The organism is Pedobacter sp. AW31-3R (assembly GCF_052180285.1).
In the GTDB taxonomy this organism is placed as follows: domain Bacteria; phylum Bacteroidota; class Bacteroidia; order Sphingobacteriales; family Sphingobacteriaceae; genus Pedobacter.
In genome coordinates, this window is the sequence record NZ_CP197475.1 from 1,729,294 (window position 1) to 1,746,512 (window position 17,219).

Below are 17,219 nucleotides of genomic sequence, written 5' to 3' on the forward strand. Positions count from 1 at the left end.
TATTATATTTGTCAGTAAACGGCTGTATAGCTGTGAATAACAAGCAAAACACATATAATCTATAACACATATCCAATTACAATCATGAGAATTTTGACAGCTACTCCACCACCATTAGCTACCTCTTACCTTTCCGAAAATACCTTTCTTTGTGCGAATTGTTGTTGTATGTGAAGCTGAACGGCTATGCAGTATCCTAAGGTAAAGTACTGCCCCGTATTTCATACAAGAGGAGAACTGAAAGTCCTCCTCAACGATTAAAAAACTAATCAGGCTTATCAATTGGCGTTGTCGCCTGATTTCATTTTCGCATATAATCATTCCAAAACTATGACAAATAATTCAAAAGTCAAACTGACTTTTGCCAGGGTATCCCTGCGTATCATCCTGGGCAGCCTGCTGCTCTGCAGTGTCCTTCCTGCATTCTCACAAGTGCCTAATGCTCCGCTAATTAACTCCCGTCTTTTAGGGGTGGTAATGGATTCAAGAAGTAAAGAAACCTTACCCGGTGCAACGGTGCAGATTGAAGGTACCACACACAGTGTGCTGACAGATGCCAACGGCAAGTTCAGTTTCATTACCGGACAAAAATTCCCTTACACGCTGATTGTAAGTTATATTGGCTATAAAACAAAAACACAGATTGCTGCTACAGGAACCGTGGAAGTCCAGCTGGAGGAAGTGCTGAACCAGCTCAACGATGTGGTTGTGGTGGGCTATGGTACACAAAAGCGCAGTGATGTGACAGGATCCATTTCTTCAGTCAACGAACGCTTGTTGAAACAACCTGTCAGTTCTTTTGATCAGGCATTAAAGGGAGCGGCACCGGGCGTTCAGGTTACCCAGACTTCCGGTCAGCCGGGGGGCGGTGTAAGTATCCGTATCCGCGGTGGGAGTTCGATCCAGGGTGGCAATGAACCCTTGTATGTGATCGATGGTTTTCCGGTATATAATGTAGCCAACAGTGCCGGGGTACTGAGCGGTGTTTCTCCAAATCCACTGGGAAACATCAATCCTGCCGATATCGAAAGTATTGACATCCTGAAAGATGCCTCCGCTACAGCGATCTACGGATCGAGAGGGGCAAACGGAGTGGTCATTGTCACCACAAAAAAAGGAAAAAATGGCGGTACGGTAACCTATGAAGGATCTTACGGGGTACAATCCATTCGCAAGACCATAGCTGTCCTGAATGCCACTGAGTTTGCGAATTTAAGAAATGAGGCCTTATTGGATAAAACCCCCGCACTGGGTGCCAATCAGTATCTTTCTGCCGATGCCATCAGCAGGCTGGGTGAAGGCACAGACTGGCAAAATGAAGCTTTCCGCTCTGCCGGGATGCAAAATCATCAGTTATCGATTACCGGAGGAGGAGAGAAAACACATTATGCCATTTCCGGGAACTATTTTGACCAGGATGGTATTATCACCAATACGGGCTTTAAACGTTACGCCACCAGGGTGAATGTAGAGAGTCATCCGTATGACCGCCTTAAGGTGGGCTTAAATCTCTCCGGAAGCAGGACCAGTGCGAATGTGTCCCCCTCAGGGGTAGTCAGTGCTTTGCTGAACATGCCGGCAACGGCTTCTGTATACGATTCAAACGGGAGTTATACCCTAAGGAATCCTTTTGAAAATATCATCTCTAACCCGATCGCCTCATTGAATGCGCAGCAGAATGAAACCAGTGCATACCGCATTCTGGGAACCGCTTTTGCCGAATACAGGATCATCGACGGTCTGAAGTTAAAAGTACTCGCTGGTACAGATGTCAACAATACAAAAGAGAACAGTTACATTCCCTCCACGGTATATGAAGGAAATGCAAAAAAAGGGATAGCTGCCATAGGTACGCTAAACAGTTATTCCTGGTTGAACGAGAATACCCTTTCCTATGATAAGACCTTTGGAAAGGACCACAATTTCAGCAGTGTGATCGGTTTTACCCAACAGGCATTCCATGCGGAAAGTGTAACGGCAGGCTCAAGTAATTTTGTTTCTGATGATTTGGCCTACCATAACCTGGCCAGTGGATCTGTATTGACCACCCCTACCTCAAATACAGCGGAATGGGCATTAAATTCCTACCTGGCAAGGGTGAATTATAGCTACAAACAGAAGTATTATGTAACCGCCAGCGTACGTGCAGACGGTTCATCACGTTTTGGGAAGAACAATAAATGGGGATATTTCCCTTCAGCAGCATTGGCATGGAAAGTCAGCAATGAAGATTTCTTTACACCCCTCGCTGCAGTGGTCAGTGATTTTAAGCTGAGGACCAGTTTCGGGGCTACAGGAAACCAGGAGATTGGTAATTATCAGTCGCTGTCTACGCTGAGCAGTGTGAAATACCTGTTTGGCAATACGCTGGTGACAGGCTTTACCCCCACAAATATTGCGAATGACGACCTGGGCTGGGAGACGACCTACCAGTACGATGGTGGTTTTGATATAGGCTTCCTGAAAGACAGAATCACGCTTTCTGCTGATGTATATTATAAAAAAACAACAGACCTGCTGCTGAGCGTGGAAATACCATGGACTTCAGGACAGAGTACCTCCCTGCAGAATTTTGGTTCTGTATCGAATAAGGGGTTGGAGATCGGGATACGCAGCAGGAACCTGACCGGTGCATTGACCTGGGATACGGACCTGAATATCTCCTTCAACAGGAATAAAGTGCTGAGTATAGGTGACGGTTCTACGGATTATTACCTGAGCGGAAGTTATATCGTGCAGGTGGGACAGCCATTGGGCAGCTTTTATGGTTCTGTAACCGATGGGGTTTTGCAGACTGCCGACATTGCCAGCAAAGGTGCCTTAACGGGAAAGACCACACCAAAAGCAGGGGACCGTCTCTATAAGGATATAGATGGCAACGGTACTTTCTCCAACGCGAGTGACAGGGAGATCATCGGCAATGCCCAGCCTGATTTTATCTTCGGCATTAACAATACTTTTTCCTGGAAAAGGTTTGACCTGGGCGTATTTATCCAGGGTTCTTATGGGAACCAGATCCTGAACAGCAACCTGCAGACACTGGAATTATTCACCGGGCAGCAGAATGCAGCTTCATCCGCATTAGACCGCTGGACACCGGAAAATACAAATACCGATGTTCCCCGTGCTTCGTCCGATCCGGCAAATTTCTTCTCCAGCAGGTTTGTGGAGGATGGCTCTTTCCTAAGGCTGAAGAGTGTGACCCTCGGTTATAACCTGCCGAAAAGTGTGATCAGCGCATTGAAAATCCGTAATGCCAGGATTTTCTTTAGCGGGCAGAATCTGCTTACCTGGACAAACTATACCGGCTTTGATCCTGAGGTGACTTCAGGAAGTAATGTTTCCCCGGGAACAGACAGTGGTATTTACCCGATATCAAGAAGTATCACCGGGGGACTGAGCGTTACCTTCTAATAAGTTCAAAACACTAAATAAGAGATGAGTATGAAACCTATATATTATTTTTTACTGTTGCCACTGATTTTCATTTCCTGTGCGAAACTGGATGAAAATCCACAGTCGGTCATTACTACAGATAATTTTTACACCAATGAGTCGGATGCTACTGCCGCAGTAAGTGCTGTTTACAGCCGGATGTTTACGACAAGCCTGGTATTGTACAACCGCCAGCTGATGATGTATGAAATGGCGACTGACGATTATACCGCGGGACCAAGGACAAGAAATGCACAGGTGGTAGACCTGTCCAAGTTACAGCATACCTCCCAGAACCTGGGGATTGAATGGAGCTGGCGGTATTCCTATGATGCCATTAACAGGGCAAATATTGCGATAGACCGGATAGCCTTAATTCCTGCCGATAAAATCGGAGAGGTGATCAGGCTGCGTTTAATCAATGAAGCTAAGTTTTTACGGGCATGGAACTATTTTAACCTGGTGAGGTGGCATGGTGATGTACCCCTGGTTTTACATGAAACAACGTCACTGAGCAGTGAAAGTCTGCAGGTCTCCCAATCGCCTGCCGCAGATATCTATGCGCAGATTATTGCCGACCTGACCGCTGCGGAAGCTTTGCCGGCACCAGCCGAATATGGAAGTGCAGATCAGGGGAGGGCTACCGCAGGTGCTGCAAAAACAATGCTGATTAAAGTATACCTTACCCTGGAACAATGGCAGAAGGCTGCGGATAAGGCGAAAGATTTAATAGACAGAAATTGGTACAGCCTGTTCGATAGTTATGCAGATGTTTTTAATGTAGCGACCAAAAATGGAAAAGAGCATATTTTCTCCGCCCAGTTTAAAGGAAATTCAGACTATACCATCAATATGCTGGCACAATATTCAGCACCTACTGAAGCGCCGTTCAATGGTGAGTTTGTGGATGCACCCAATACCCTGTCTAACCTGTATGCGAGTTTCAGTGAAACCGATAGCCGGAAGTATGTAACTTTTACCAACGGTTATACCCATCCGACTACCGGGGCATATGTGGCATTCAGCCAGGTGCACTGGAATAAATACTGGGATCCTTCCACGCCGACGGCACCGACGGAATCTTCCAAGAATGTTCCTTTACTCCGTTATGCAGATGTGCTGCTGATGTATGCAGAAGCACTGAATGAGTTGGGCGGACCCTCAGCTACCGCCTATGATGCGCTGGATAAGGTGAGGTTAAGGGCACAGGTCCCGCGCCTGGAAACAGAAAGCCCTGGGCTTGACCAGACTGCATTACGTGATGCCATCTTCCAGGAACGCAGAAAGGAGTTGTCACTGGAATACCACCGCTGGTTTGATCTTGCAAGAAGGGGGCCGGTAGAATTTGTTAAAGCCTGTAAAGCTGCGGGCAAAGCCAATGCGGCGCCAAAACATGTCCATTTCCCTATTCCCCTGCGTGAACTGAACCTGAATAAGAAACTGGTGCAACTGCCGGATTGGAACTGATAGGGCCTGACTATTCATAATGAACTATTAATAATGAACTGAATTATAATTAATGCGATATGAAGAACAAATTTCTTTCCCTTAAACGGGCCTTCAGCTCGATGGCCATGATTGCCCTCCTGTATGCGAATGCCAATGCACAGCAGCACAGGAAACCAAATATTGTGCTGATCATGGTTGATGATATGGGATATTCCGACCTGGGCTGTTATGGGTCGGAGATCCAGACGCCCAATCTGGACCGTCTGGCAGCAGAGGGCACCCGCTTTAAGGAGTTTTACAACAATTCCATCTGTGCACCCACACGTGCTTCCCTGCTGACAGGACAGTACCAGCACAAAGCCGGGGTTGGATATTTTGATGTTGACCTTGGCCTTCCTGCTTATCAGGGATACCTGAACAAAGAGTCGCTCACCCTTGCCGAAGTGCTTAAGGAGGCGGGCTACAGTACCCTGATGGCCGGGAAATGGCATGTGGGGAAAGACAGCCTCGCCTGGCCGAATCAAAGGGGATTTGACCATTTCTACGGATTTCCAAATGCCCTGAGCAATTATTTCGATATCGGGAAGTATGGAAAGGCCCCTGCGGTGGAATTGGTAAGGGACAATAAAAAACTGCAGCTGCAGCCTGGTGAATACCTCACCAATACCATTACGGATAATGCGCTGGGCTTTCTGGACGAACAGCACAAGCTGAATAAACCTTTCTTTTTGTACCTGGCATTTAATGCACCGCACTGGCCCCTTCAGGCTTTGCCGGAAGATATTAAAAAATATGAGGGGCTGTATGATGCCGGATGGGATTCTTTACGGACTGCAAGGATCAAAAAGCAAATGAAGCTGGGCATTATACCAGGCAATGCGCAAATCGCCCTGAGGGATGACAGCGTTGCGGTATGGAAAAACCTGAGCTATGATGAAAAGAAATTATGGAAGGCTAAAATGGAAGTTTATGCCGCTATGGTTGACCGGGTGGACCAGAATGTAGGACGTTTACTGGCGAAATTGAAGGAGCTGAAAGCAGAGGAGAATACCCTGATTGTCTTCCTGTCCGATAACGGTGCCCAGGGTGGATTTACAAAAAACAGTAACCGTAAGCCACCACGTAATACAGGGCCTATCGGTACACCGGGTTCTTATGGGTACCAGGAGCAGAACTGGGCTTATTTATCCAATACCCCACTTCGGGATTATAAAAACACGATGCACGAGGGAGGAATTTCTACCCCCTTTATTGCCTGGTATCCCGGTAAAATCCCTGCGGGGGAAATCAAGCAGGGAACGGGACATATCATCGATCTTGCCCCTACTTTTTATGCATTGGCAGGATACAAATATCCGGCGAAATATAAAGGCCACAGCGTAAATCCGCTGCCGGGGAAAAACCTGCTGCCCGTTCTGGAAGGTAGCGGAAAGGTTGTGGACCGTGGAGAACCTTTGTTCTGGGAAAGGGCAGGCAACAGGGCTGTACGCAGTGGGAAATGGAAGATCGTCTCCACTTTCCCGATTTACCGCTGGGAGCTGTTTGACCTGGAAAAAGATAAGGGAGAGACAACAGACCTTGCCGGCAGGTTTCCGAATGTGGTAGACCAGTTATCTGCACAGTACTTTGAATGGGCAGAACGTACAGGGGTGGTAGATTATGATAAAATAAGGAGGAAAAGAAAATGAGAAATTTAATCATGGGTGCCTTAATGGTTTTCAGCACCTTGCCAGCACTGGCACAGAAAGCAAAGAAACCCAATATTATCCTCATCATGGTAGACGATATGGGATTCTCGGATATCGGTTCCTATGGTGGAGAGATCAATACGCCGAATCTTGACCGTCTGGCAAAGGAAGGCTTACGCCTGAAGGAATTTTACAATAATGCCATCTGTGCCCCTACAAGGGCATCGCTCCTTACCGGCTTATACCAGGCAAAGGCGGGGATGGGCTATTTCAGTTCCAATCTCGGACTCCCTGCTTACCAGGGGTATTTAAACCGTCAGTCCCTTACCCTTGCCGAAGTGCTGAAAGGGGCAGGGTACAATACGCTGATGTCGGGTAAATGGCATGTAGGTGCCGATACTTTAGGCTGGCCAAATCAGCGTGGCTTTGACCAGTTTTATGGTTTTGTAACCGGTGGGGCAAGCAATTATTATGATATCGGGAAATACGGACAGGCACCACCGGTGCCGCTGGTGAAGAATAACAAGCGGATTAAATTGGAACCAGGGAAATACCTGACCGAGGAAATTACCAATAATGCCCTGGAATTTATTGAAGGGAACAGTAAAACCGACCAGCCTTTTTTCCTGTACCTCGCTTACAATGCTCCGCACTGGCCGCTTCAGGCACCCGAAGAGGATATTGCGAAGTACAAGGGGAAATACAGCATGGGCTGGGATTCCCTAAGGACGGCACGCATTGAACGGATGCGGCAGCTGGGTGTTTTTGATGCCGGTCAGCAGATCGCCCAAAGGGATTCCATTGTACCGCTATGGGCAAATTTATCTTATGACCAGCAGCAATTCTGGCAGAGAAAGATGGAGGTGTATGCCGCGATGGTAGACCATGTGGACCAGGGGATAGGACGGATCTTAAAAGAGTTGGAGCGACTGAAAAAGGATAAAAATACACTCATTGTCTTCATTTCCGACAATGGTGCCCAGGGAGGATATCCGCAGACCAATAAATGGGGAGCACAGCGGAATACCGGCCCGGTAGGGACAGCGGGATCGTATGATTTTCAGGACCAGAGCTGGGCATCTTTGTCCAACAGTCCTTTAAGGTCCTATAAAAGTTATGCCTATGAAGGAGGGATGAGTTCCCCTTTTATTGCCTGGTTTCCGGGAAAGATAAAAGAGGGCGCCATAAAAAAGGGAACAGCACACCTGATCGATATTGCCCCCACATTTTACGAGTTGGCAGGAGCAAAATATCCGGCAGTACGCAATGGGAATTCCATTAATCCATTGGCCGGAACAAGCCTGGTCGATTTGTTGTACCGTCAGAAAGACCTGGAGCGCGGGCAGCCTATATTCTGGGAATGGGGTGGTAACCGGGCGGTGAGAAAAGGCGAGTGGAAACTGGTTTCTATTTATCCGGAAAAGAAATGGTCGCTCTATGATATCGGAAAGGACCGCGGGGAGAATACTGACCTGGCATCCGAACATCCTGAACTGGTCGCAGAACTGGATAAAGCCTATAAGGAATGGGCGCTGAAAAATGATGTGGAAGATTATGAGAAGATTAAACCAGCCAGGCCTATAAAGTTTTAAGGTTGATCTGTCAGCACTTTCAGGATAAATAAAACAACCCTCCCCGGTAATTCTTTTGGATACCGGGGAGGGTTGTTATTTATCCCGGACGCACCTGAAACCAAGGTGTTCCATGCCACTATCTTCGGTAGTCTTCATGCGCCTGGCTACCCTGTAACCTGAACAATAGCTGTCGTTACATAAGAATGAACCCCCTCTGACTACATGTTTGATGGCATAGGGTTCATCAGGATCATTTGATTGGGCAGGGCCTGTAGGGTTCTCTACTCCATCTGGAAGATTGATGCTGGCATAATACTGATAGTCATAATAGTCTGAACACCATTCCCATACATTTCCGGCCATATCGTATAAACCAAACCCGTTTGCAGGAAATGATTTTACCGGGGAGGCATAGTAAAAGCTGTCGGCCAGCGTATTGCGGTAAGGGAAATCTCCCTGCCAGCTGTTGGCTTTGGCTTTCCCCGTGGATATGGGCTCATCTCCCCATGGATAAATTTTGTTTTTTAAGCCCGCTCTTGCCGCAAGCTCCCATTCTGCTTCTGTAGGTAATCTTTTTCCCGCCCATTTGCAGTAGGCGATGGCATCGAAATAGGATACATGGACAACAGGATAATTATCTTTTCCATTGATATTGCTTTTGGGACCATGCGGATGTTTCCAGTCTGCACCTTTTTCCCAAATCCACCATTGTGCATAATCATTCAATGGTACCGGATTTTTGGCAGGTTTGAACACCAGGGAGGCGGCGACCAGTAAACTGTCATGTGGTTTGGGGGTACCGGGAGGAACCTGTTTTTTCAGCTCTTCCCAATCTGGTTTTTGTTCTGCAGTAGTGATATATCCTGTGGCCTCGGTAAACTTCCTGAATTGTGCATTGGTGACCTCAGTTGCATCCATCCAGAAGCCATTGACGGTTACTTTATGTTTAGGGTATTCGTCGGCAGAAGCCTGTGGATTGTCACCTCCCATCTGAAAACTGTCTGTATTTATCCAGACCATATTTTCGTGATTTGGGTTTGCCGGAGCAGCTGCAGTCCCTTTGGCTTCCTTCAGCGGGGAAGGGGCGAACCTTGAGGGAATATTGGATTCACAGCAGACCGGTGTTTTTGCAGGACTAAGTATACTGTTCATTTCAGTGTGTTGGACCTGTGCATATAGTTGATTCATGCTGAGGCCGAAGAAGAACAAAAGGGTAATTTTATCGATTTTAATCCTGATCATAGAGGTGTACATAAACAAGATGCAATATACGATAATCTTAATAAAGTCTACTTGTTTGGTAGTATAAATTGGGCGAAGGTTTCCTTTCGCCTGGTCTTTTATCTGCCGATTTTTGTGGGCGATAGGCATTGCTTTTCCCCGGACATGTTTATATTTGCTGCTACGGAAATGGTGTCTTCCGATTGAACCGCCCTAAAAAGCTGATGGCGCCTACAAAGATTAACCGGTAAGCAATGGTGCTTAGCGGCCTTAACTGTTTTGTAGGTGAAATTTTCAACATCATTATCCGGCATCGATTACAAATCTGTACTTAAAGCGATTATTCTGGTTATTCCTGTGGCGATATCCATTGGTACTGTCATTGCTTTTTTCCTCTGGGCACTTCATGCGGTCATCCATCTTAGGTTCCAATATAAATGGTTGCTCTACCTGCTTCCTGTAGCTGGAATTGTTATTCATTTCATTTATCAGTCTGTCGGTAAATCATCACTCAAGGGCAATAACCTGATTATAGAAGAGATTCATAAGGAAGGTTCGGGTGTACCGGCAGCCATGGCTCCTGTTATTCTGCTGACCACTATGATCACCCATCTTTTTGGTGGATCCGCAGGCCGTGAAGGTACTGCAGTGCAGATTGGCGGAAGTATGGCGGCGCTTTTCGGGAAATGGTTCCGCCTGAATCAGAATGAAACAAAAATGATCCTTACGGCCGGTATTGCTGCCGGATTTGGAGCCGTGTTTGGCACCCCCTTCACAGGGGCAATATTTGCGGTGGAGGTGCTTAGCCTGGAAAAGCTGAAGATGAATGTACTCTTGCCGGCATTGATGGCGAGTGTTGTTGCAGATTTTACCGTTTCCGCCTGGCAGGTACACCATACGGTATACCGTATTGACGAATTGGCGAAAGTGCCTTACTTTCTGTCCGATTATTTATCAGTTGATCTTTTGTTGCTGAGCAAAGTCCTGGCCGCATCAGTGATTTTCGGACTGGCGAGTTGCTTGTTTTCTATAGGTATGGAGGCCATTAAAGCTTTTTTTGGAAAAATGGTGGCTGTTCCCTGGCTGATTCCTGCGCTTGGCGGAGGACTGATCATCTGCCTGACCTTTATCTTACAAAAACCGGATTATTTAAGTCTGGGGGTTGATGCCGAATATCCCGGGGCAGTGACTATTCCTTCGGCATTCCTGCAGGACGGGGCAAGAACCTGGAGCTGGTTATGGAAGATGATGTACACCGCAATTACTTTAGCCACGGGTTTTAAAGGCGGGGAGGTGACGCCCTTATTTTATATGGGTGTAACATTAGGACATACGCTTTCCCAGGTTTTGGATGCTCCAGTCAGTCTTTTTGCGGCTATTGGTTTTATTGCCGTCTTCTCCGGTGCCACGAATACCCCATTGGCCTGCACGGTGATGGGGATGGAATTATTCGGAGTGGAGTATACCTTGTTTTTCGCCGCCGGCTGTTTCACGGCCTACCTGTTCAATGGGAATTCAGGTATTTACAGCGCACAAAGGTCTGCCGTATCGGCATTATTCCATACCCAATCCTATTTTCAACAAAAGTTATCAAGGTATACGGTCAAACGCAGAAAATGAGAACTTACCGCACCATATAAAGGAAGTATTGTTCAGATTTTGGTGTATAAATGACATTCGTCATTATTTTTTCAATTATATGTGTCACGACATCTTCTTTTAATTAGAATTAATCTAATTTTGGAGCTTTAAGCAGAAGAATGATGGTGAAGAATATAAAGAAGATGCTTGCCTGGCTGCATTTATGGCTGGGAATTGCTTCAGGACTGGTTTTATGTATAGTTTGTCTGACAGGAAGTATACTTGCATTTGAAGAAGAACTGGAACCTCTTTTATATAAAAATATCCATGTGGTTGCTGTACCCGACCGACCGTTTTTACCGCTGGACTCCCTTGCGGATATTGCGCAGAAAGTATATCCCGAAAGTAAAATGAGCAGGATTGTGGTTGCTGCTGAACGGGATAGAAGTGTGGAATTCAGGTTAGGCAATAAGAAGAAGGGCCTGAAAGAAGTCTTTGTCAATCCCTATAACGGGGAAGTGATCTATAAAGGGAATTTTACCGCAAGGTTTTTCAGGTTCATCATTGACCTGCACCGCTATCTTCTTCTGGGACCTACCGGAAAGGTAATTACAGGAATCTCCTGTGCGATTTGCTTTTTCCTGGTGATCAGCGGCATTGTGATGTGGTGGCCAGCCAATAAAAAAGCAATGAAACAACGTTTTAAAATCAAATGGGATGCTTCCGGTAAGAGGCTGACCTGGGATTTACACGCGGTTTCCGGATTTTACGCCTCCATATTCCTGGTGGTGATTACCCTTACCGGACTGGTATGGAGTTACGATTGGGTGGATAACCTGTTGTTTCAGCTGGCGGATGGAAAACCAAACAAGGAAATGAAGGTGAAGAATATCGCAAAAGAGGGGACTGCACAAACTGGTTTATACCAGGGGATGTACGAACAGATGAATGAGATTTACCCCTGGCATGGCAGGCTCTCTATCAATATTCCGGCGAAAGGGAACCAGTCGATTACCCTGCAGAAGGTTAATGAAGAAGCGCTGATTCCGGAAAGTGATGCGGCTTATTTTGATAGTCATACCGGAAAACTGATAGAAAAGATGCCTTTTGAGCAGCTGAGTACCGGCAATAAAATCCGCAAGATGAATTTACCCATACATGGCGGAAGTATTCTTGGCTGGCCGACGCAGATCATAGCCCTGGTTGTCACCCTGTTTACGGGGAGCCTCCCTATTACCGGTTTCCTGATCTGGTTCCGCAGAGGTAAGAAAGGGAAAAAGAAACGGGCTGGAAAGGCCGTTAAAAAAATGACGGCGGCCGGAGCCTAAGAGGATAATCAGCTGGCCGGGCGTGGATGGGTTTGTACTGATGAACGGGATGTCATTTTATGTTATAATTTGATTATTTTTATTCTTGTGCCGACCAGTTGTACCTATTTTACTGTTAATTTGAATAGGCAATACCGGTAAAGTATTAAATCCTGTTTTTATGATTAGAAAATTACTTTTTTTTTCTTTGGTGCTGAGTTCCCCGGTCGTATTCGGACAACATAAGAAAGATAGTGTTACCGTAAGGGTTCATCCTTCTTATGATCAGGTCAGTGGAGTCCACAGGTGGTTATTTGGCGAGAATTACCGTAAGGAATGGGCGATAGAAGTCAGGCTCCCGCTGATCAGGATTTCCGACCTTTATGGGGGACTGATACCTGAGAAAGAAGGTGGTGGCATGCAGTCTAAATCCCTCCGGTTAAAAGATAAAAATGGCAAAGAATATATCCTGCGTACGGTGGAAAAAACACCGGATAAATTACTGCCTGTAAATCTGCAGGGCACTTTCGCGGTAGACTGGGTAGATGATGCGATGAGTGGGCAGCATCCCTTTTCTGCACTGATTGTTCCTCCGCTGGCAAGGGCGGCTAATGTTCCACATGCAAATCCGATCATTGGAGTGGTGGCTGAAGATGCGGCCCTGGGTGATTTTGCAAAAGAATTTACCGGCCTGGTTTGTTTGTTTGAAGAACGGGAACCCGCCGGGGAGTCGGAAAATACCCCTAAAGTCATCAGGGACCTCGTAAAAAATTACAATAAAAGATTTGACAGCAGGGCTTTCCTTCGTGCGAGACTGCTCGACCTGCTGATCGGAGACTGGGACCGGCATGAAGACCAGTGGCGATGGGCAAGTGATAAAAATGGGAAAGAAGAGTTTTATATCGCTGTTCCGCGCGACCGTGACCAGGTTTTTCATCTTTCTGAAGGACTTTTTCCTTCTATTGCTGCATTGCCATGGATCAGTCCCCTGCTGGATGATTTTGAAGGTGAAATACCCAGGGTTCGCTTTTCCATGTTTAAGACCAGGTTCATGAATGCTTTCCCCGATGCCCAGCTGCCTGAAGAGGAATGGATAAAAATCGCATCGGATTTTGTCGCTGCAGAAACGGATGAGGTATTGGAAGCGGGGCTCCGGCGTTTACCGGAAGAGGTGTACCGGCTGCGGCATGACGAATTATTTAAAAAACTCAAGGCCCGTCGTGACCATATTCCTGAAGCTATTAAAGCCTATTACCGCTATGCAAACCGGATTGTAGACTTACGTGCAACGGATAAGAACGAGTTAATTACGATTACTGATGCAGCTGACAAGGGCCTCAGGGTGGTCATTACCAACCTGAATAAAGACGGGGAAGAGAAAAAGGACCGCATGGATATGACTTACCGTGCTGAGCTGACCAGAGAGCTCAGGTTGTATTTGGGGGATGGAGAAGATAAGGTCCTGATCAACAATAAGGCTTCGGCGATAAAATTACGCGTGATAGGCGCAGCAGGAAATAAGACGTATCAGTCCACAGTTCCCGGCTCTAAAGCCAGGATATATGGTACGCCGGAAGTCGTATTTGAAGGAGAGGCAGATCATTTCCGTAAGCATCTATCTACCGATACACTGCAGACAAAATATATACCTACCAATTTGTACAATGTATGGATTCCCACCGTAACGGCAGCCATTAATGCTGATGATGGCTTTCTGCTCGGGCTCGGATTTAAATATATCCATAACTCCGGATTCCGAAAACTGCCCTATACCCATATGCAGCAGTTTATGCTCAGCCACTCTTTTGCGACAAATGCTTTCCGTATCAGGTACAACGGAGAGTGGATAAAGGTACTGGGAAAGGCAGATTTTACCCTGCAGGCCATCGCGAATGCACCCGATAATACCCTTAATTTCTTCGGCCGCGGTAATGAATCGGCATTGGTAAAAGAAGGGAATTACCGCAGGTATTACCGTACCCGCTACAATACATTTTTAATAGATCCGGCCCTGCGCTGGACGACCGGGAAACAGAGTACAATAAGTGCCGGGCCATCTTTTCAGTATTACCATCTCGACCTGACCGAGAATGGAGGACGTTTTATCAATAACGTTTCCCAGATAAATTCTTATGATAGTGCTACCGTAACTAAAGACAAAGCCCATCTCGGCCTGTCTGTGAATTTCGTGAGCAACAAAAGGGAAGGCGGACTCCTTCCGGTAAAGGGGTATTACCTGAATGTATCCCTGCAGGGATATACCGGATTAAACCACGATTCGAAATCCTTTGCACAGCTGCGGCCGGAGTTTACTTTTTACCAGAAACTGAATTCAAAGGGTTCTGTTGTCCTTTCTGACCGTATTGGCGGGGGAATCAGCATTGGCAAACCTGCATTTTATCAATCGATGTTCTTAGGGGGACAAGGGAACCTGCTGGGCTATCTGCAGAATCGTTTTGCGGGACAGCACATGGTTTACAATAACCTGCAGGCAAGGGTGAAACTGTTCAATATTGCCAGTTATATTTTGCCCGGACAATTGGGGCTGACCGGGTTTTATGATGCGGGCCGTGTATGGGTAAAGGGGGAGGAGTCGGACAAATGGCACCAGGGAAAAGGTGGCGGACTTTACTTTTCACCTGCTGGTTTAACCATATTCCAGGTATTGGCAGGTCATTCCGAGGAAGGCTGGTATCCCTACGTATCCCTGAATTTCAGGATATAACCGCTCTTTTTGCAAGAAAATACAATAAATTTTAAAAGCATAGCAATTTTATGAACACTGTTTAGTATGTTTGCAGTGTTATAAAGTTATGGCGATTAAAGACAGAAAAGAGCGGGACAAACTGGACAGGCGGAAGTTGATTATAGAATCAGCTACCAGGCTTTTTTTGGAGCAGGGTTACGATAAAACTTCCATCCGTAATATTGCGGATGATATTGAGTACAGCCCGGCAACGATCTACCTTTATTTCAAGGAAAAGGATGAAATATTTTTTATCATCCATGAACAGGGCTTTGACATCCTGAACAAGGCATTTTCCCAGCATATGGACATCAAGGATCCCATGGAACGTCTGCATGCCATTGGCCATAGTTATATCCGCTTTGCCATGGAGAACCCTGATTATTATGATTTAATGTTTACCATGCGGGCTCCCTTAAACGAGATCGCCTGTAATGAAAAATGGGATGCAGGTGACCATGCCTTCCAGTTTTTAGTGAATACTGTTACCGAATGCATCGCGGAGCAGCAAATTGCAGCAACTGATACCTATCTGGCTGCAATGACCATCTGGTCCTATGCACATGGGCTGGTTTCCCTCTACATCAGGCAGCGGTTTCAATCGATGCAGATGGGGGATGACCAATCCATCAGGAAGATGCTTGACCAATCCATGGAGTATTTTTTACATAGTATTAAAGTTTAAATCCAAGCAGCAGTATAGGTTAAAAAAATTTAAACGCTACTAAACACTGTTCAGTTAAAAACCTATGGTTATAATATTTTTTACTAATTGTAACAACACCTCAAATATACGCTCTTATGAACAGTGTTCATTAAATAAACAATGAAATAATGATATGAAAAAATCGCCCTTTAATCTGCTTCTTATAGCCATTTGTTTATACTGTATTCCATTCAAGGCAATGGCCCAGTATAAATTACAGGATTATATAGAGGAAGCGCTGAAAAACAATCTTGAACTCCGGAATCAGGATTTTATGTTCCAAAAAAGTATATATGCCCTGAAAGAAGCCAGGGGACTTTTTCTGCCGCAAGTAGAAATGAGCACCCAATACCTTTCTTCCGAAGGTGGACGGAAGATTGAAATCCCTATTGGCGATTTACTGAATCCGGTGTACAGTACGCTGAATAACCTCACGAGTTCAGGCAGGTTTCCACAGGTAGAAAATGTGAGCCAGGCATTTAACCCCAATAATTATTATGATGCTAAAGTACGGACCACTTTATCTTTATATAATGCAGAAATTACCTACAACAGCCGTATAAAAAAGGAACAGATCAATTTAAGGCAGGCACAGCTGATGGTGTATAAAAGGGAGCTGGTGAAGAATGTGAAGCTGGCTTACTATGGCTACCAGCAATCTTTACAGTCGGTTAAGGTATTGGAGAATGGAGTGGCACTGGCCAATGAAAACTTGCGCATTAACCAGTCGCTCGTCAAGAATGGCAAAGCCATCAGGACGGTGATCAGTCGCGCGCAAAATGAACTGACCGGACTGGAAGCCCAATTGGAAAATGCGCGGCTGCAGTCTGTGAATGCTGCTGCCTACTTTAATTTCCTGCTCAACAAACCGCTGCAATCAGCCATCGATGCAGGGGAACCAGATAGTTCAACCCTTCCTGCAGATACCCTGGGTACCAGGAAGAGGGAGGAATTGCAAGTGCTTGAATCGGCCGAAAAGGTGACTGCACTGGCTTTGAAAATGAACAACAGCTATGTATTGCCCAAGCTATCCACTTTTATCGACCTGGGCGCCCAGGGTGATTTCCTGAAGGTCAATGCTGAATCTCCCTATTACCTTTTTGGGGTAACCTTATCCTGGTCAATTTTTACGGGAAACCAGTATAAGAACAAAAGCCACCAGGCGGCCCTGGAGCTAAGGTCGGCACAAAATCAAACCAGTCAGGCCCGGCAACAGTTGCAGCTGGAAGCGGAAACGGCAAGAAATAAGCTCATCGGGGCACTACAAGCCCACAAGGCCGCGGTAAGCCAGACCAGCATGTCGCAGCAATATTTCAAGGATGAACAGCGCCTGTATAAGGAAGGACAGGCATTATACCTGGAATTGCTTGACGGTCAGATCCGCTTAATTAACGACGAACTTAAGCAGACCATGGCCTTGCTGGAAGTACGCAGTAAACAGGCGGAGCTGGAGCGGGCAGAGGCCAGCTATATTTTTTAAGCTGCCGGATTGCAGCAATTCATTTATTCTTT

The 17,219-nt window shown here is 46.2% G+C and carries 10 protein-coding genes and 1 riboswitch; of the genes, 9 read left to right on the forward strand and 1 reads right to left on the reverse strand.

The annotated features are described in order from the left end of the window. Positions 1 to 330: 330 nt before the first annotated feature. From ACSBL2_RS07065 to ACSBL2_RS07080, 4 genes are read left to right on the forward strand one after another with little or no spacing between them, the layout of a single operon-like run. Positions 331 to 3,414, forward strand: a complete 3,084-nt coding sequence (locus ACSBL2_RS07065) for a SusC/RagA family TonB-linked outer membrane protein (protein WP_442590976.1) — start codon at positions 331 to 333, stop codon at positions 3,412 to 3,414. Between the two features lie 30 nt (positions 3,415 to 3,444). Further along, entirely contained in the window at positions 3,445 to 4,902 is a 1,458-nt protein-coding gene (locus ACSBL2_RS07070; RefSeq protein ID WP_442590977.1) for a RagB/SusD family nutrient uptake outer membrane protein, read from the forward strand. A 59-nt stretch (positions 4,903 to 4,961) separates the two neighbouring features. Further along, entirely contained in the window at positions 4,962 to 6,572 is a 1,611-nt protein-coding gene (locus ACSBL2_RS07075; protein WP_442590978.1) for an arylsulfatase, read from the forward strand. Then, positions 6,569 to 8,164, forward strand: coding sequence for an arylsulfatase (locus tag ACSBL2_RS07080; RefSeq protein WP_442590979.1), 1,596 nt, complete (start codon positions 6,569 to 6,571; stop codon positions 8,162 to 8,164). Before ACSBL2_RS07075 ends, ACSBL2_RS07080 begins: the two co-directional genes overlap by 4 nt. 75 nt (positions 8,165 to 8,239) lie before the next feature. On the opposite strand, the gene ACSBL2_RS07085 is transcribed toward ACSBL2_RS07080, so the two are convergent. Continuing rightward, a complete protein-coding gene (locus ACSBL2_RS07085) occupies positions 8,240 to 9,388 on the reverse strand; it encodes a formylglycine-generating enzyme family protein (RefSeq protein WP_442590980.1) in 1,149 nt (382 codons plus the stop codon). A 155-nt stretch (positions 9,389 to 9,543) separates the two neighbouring features. Continuing rightward, positions 9,544 to 9,608: riboswitch (Fluoride riboswitch) on the forward strand. Between the two features lie 44 nt (positions 9,609 to 9,652). Here ACSBL2_RS07085 and ACSBL2_RS07090 point away from each other — a divergent pair. From ACSBL2_RS07090 to ACSBL2_RS07110, 5 genes are all read left to right on the forward strand, one after another. Beyond that, entirely contained in the window at positions 9,653 to 10,987 is a 1,335-nt protein-coding gene (locus tag ACSBL2_RS07090) for a chloride channel protein (protein WP_442590981.1), read from the forward strand. 140 nt (positions 10,988 to 11,127) lie between these two features. After that, a complete protein-coding gene (locus ACSBL2_RS07095; protein ID WP_442590982.1) occupies positions 11,128 to 12,276 on the forward strand; it encodes a PepSY-associated TM helix domain-containing protein in 1,149 nt (382 codons plus the stop codon). 160 nt (positions 12,277 to 12,436) lie between these two features. Continuing rightward, on the forward strand, positions 12,437 to 14,980 hold the full coding sequence (locus ACSBL2_RS07100) for a BamA/TamA family outer membrane protein (protein WP_442590983.1): 2,544 nt from the start codon (positions 12,437 to 12,439) through the stop codon (positions 14,978 to 14,980). Positions 14,981 to 15,068: 88 nt separating this feature from the next. Further along, on the forward strand, positions 15,069 to 15,686 hold the full coding sequence (locus tag ACSBL2_RS07105) for a TetR/AcrR family transcriptional regulator (protein ID WP_442590984.1): 618 nt from the start codon (positions 15,069 to 15,071) through the stop codon (positions 15,684 to 15,686). A 154-nt stretch (positions 15,687 to 15,840) separates the two neighbouring features. Then, positions 15,841 to 17,187, forward strand: a complete 1,347-nt coding sequence (locus ACSBL2_RS07110) for a TolC family protein (protein ID WP_442590985.1) — start codon at positions 15,841 to 15,843, stop codon at positions 17,185 to 17,187. Positions 17,188 to 17,219 lie beyond the last annotated feature (32 nt).

Bases quoted from the DNA above. Each gene is read 5' to 3' on its own strand.
- ACSBL2_RS07065 (WP_442590976.1), top strand. From the start codon at position 331: ATGACAAATAATTCAAAAGTCAAACTGACTTTTGCCAGGGTATCCCTG.
- ACSBL2_RS07070 (WP_442590977.1), top strand. From the start codon at position 3,445: ATGAAACCTATATATTATTTTTTACTGTTGCCACTGATTTTCATTTCC.
- ACSBL2_RS07075 (WP_442590978.1), top strand. From the start codon at position 4,962: ATGAAGAACAAATTTCTTTCCCTTAAACGGGCCTTCAGCTCGATGGCC.
- ACSBL2_RS07080 (WP_442590979.1), top strand. From the start codon at position 6,569: ATGAGAAATTTAATCATGGGTGCCTTAATGGTTTTCAGCACCTTGCCA.
- ACSBL2_RS07085 (WP_442590980.1), bottom strand. From the start codon at position 9,388: ATGATCAGGATTAAAATCGATAAAATTACCCTTTTGTTCTTCTTCGGC.
- ACSBL2_RS07095 (WP_442590982.1), top strand. From the start codon at position 11,128: ATGATGGTGAAGAATATAAAGAAGATGCTTGCCTGGCTGCATTTATGG.
- ACSBL2_RS07100 (WP_442590983.1), top strand. From the start codon at position 12,437: ATGATTAGAAAATTACTTTTTTTTTCTTTGGTGCTGAGTTCCCCGGTC.
- ACSBL2_RS07105 (WP_442590984.1), top strand. From the start codon at position 15,069: ATGGCGATTAAAGACAGAAAAGAGCGGGACAAACTGGACAGGCGGAAG.
- ACSBL2_RS07110 (WP_442590985.1), top strand. From the start codon at position 15,841: ATGAAAAAATCGCCCTTTAATCTGCTTCTTATAGCCATTTGTTTATAC.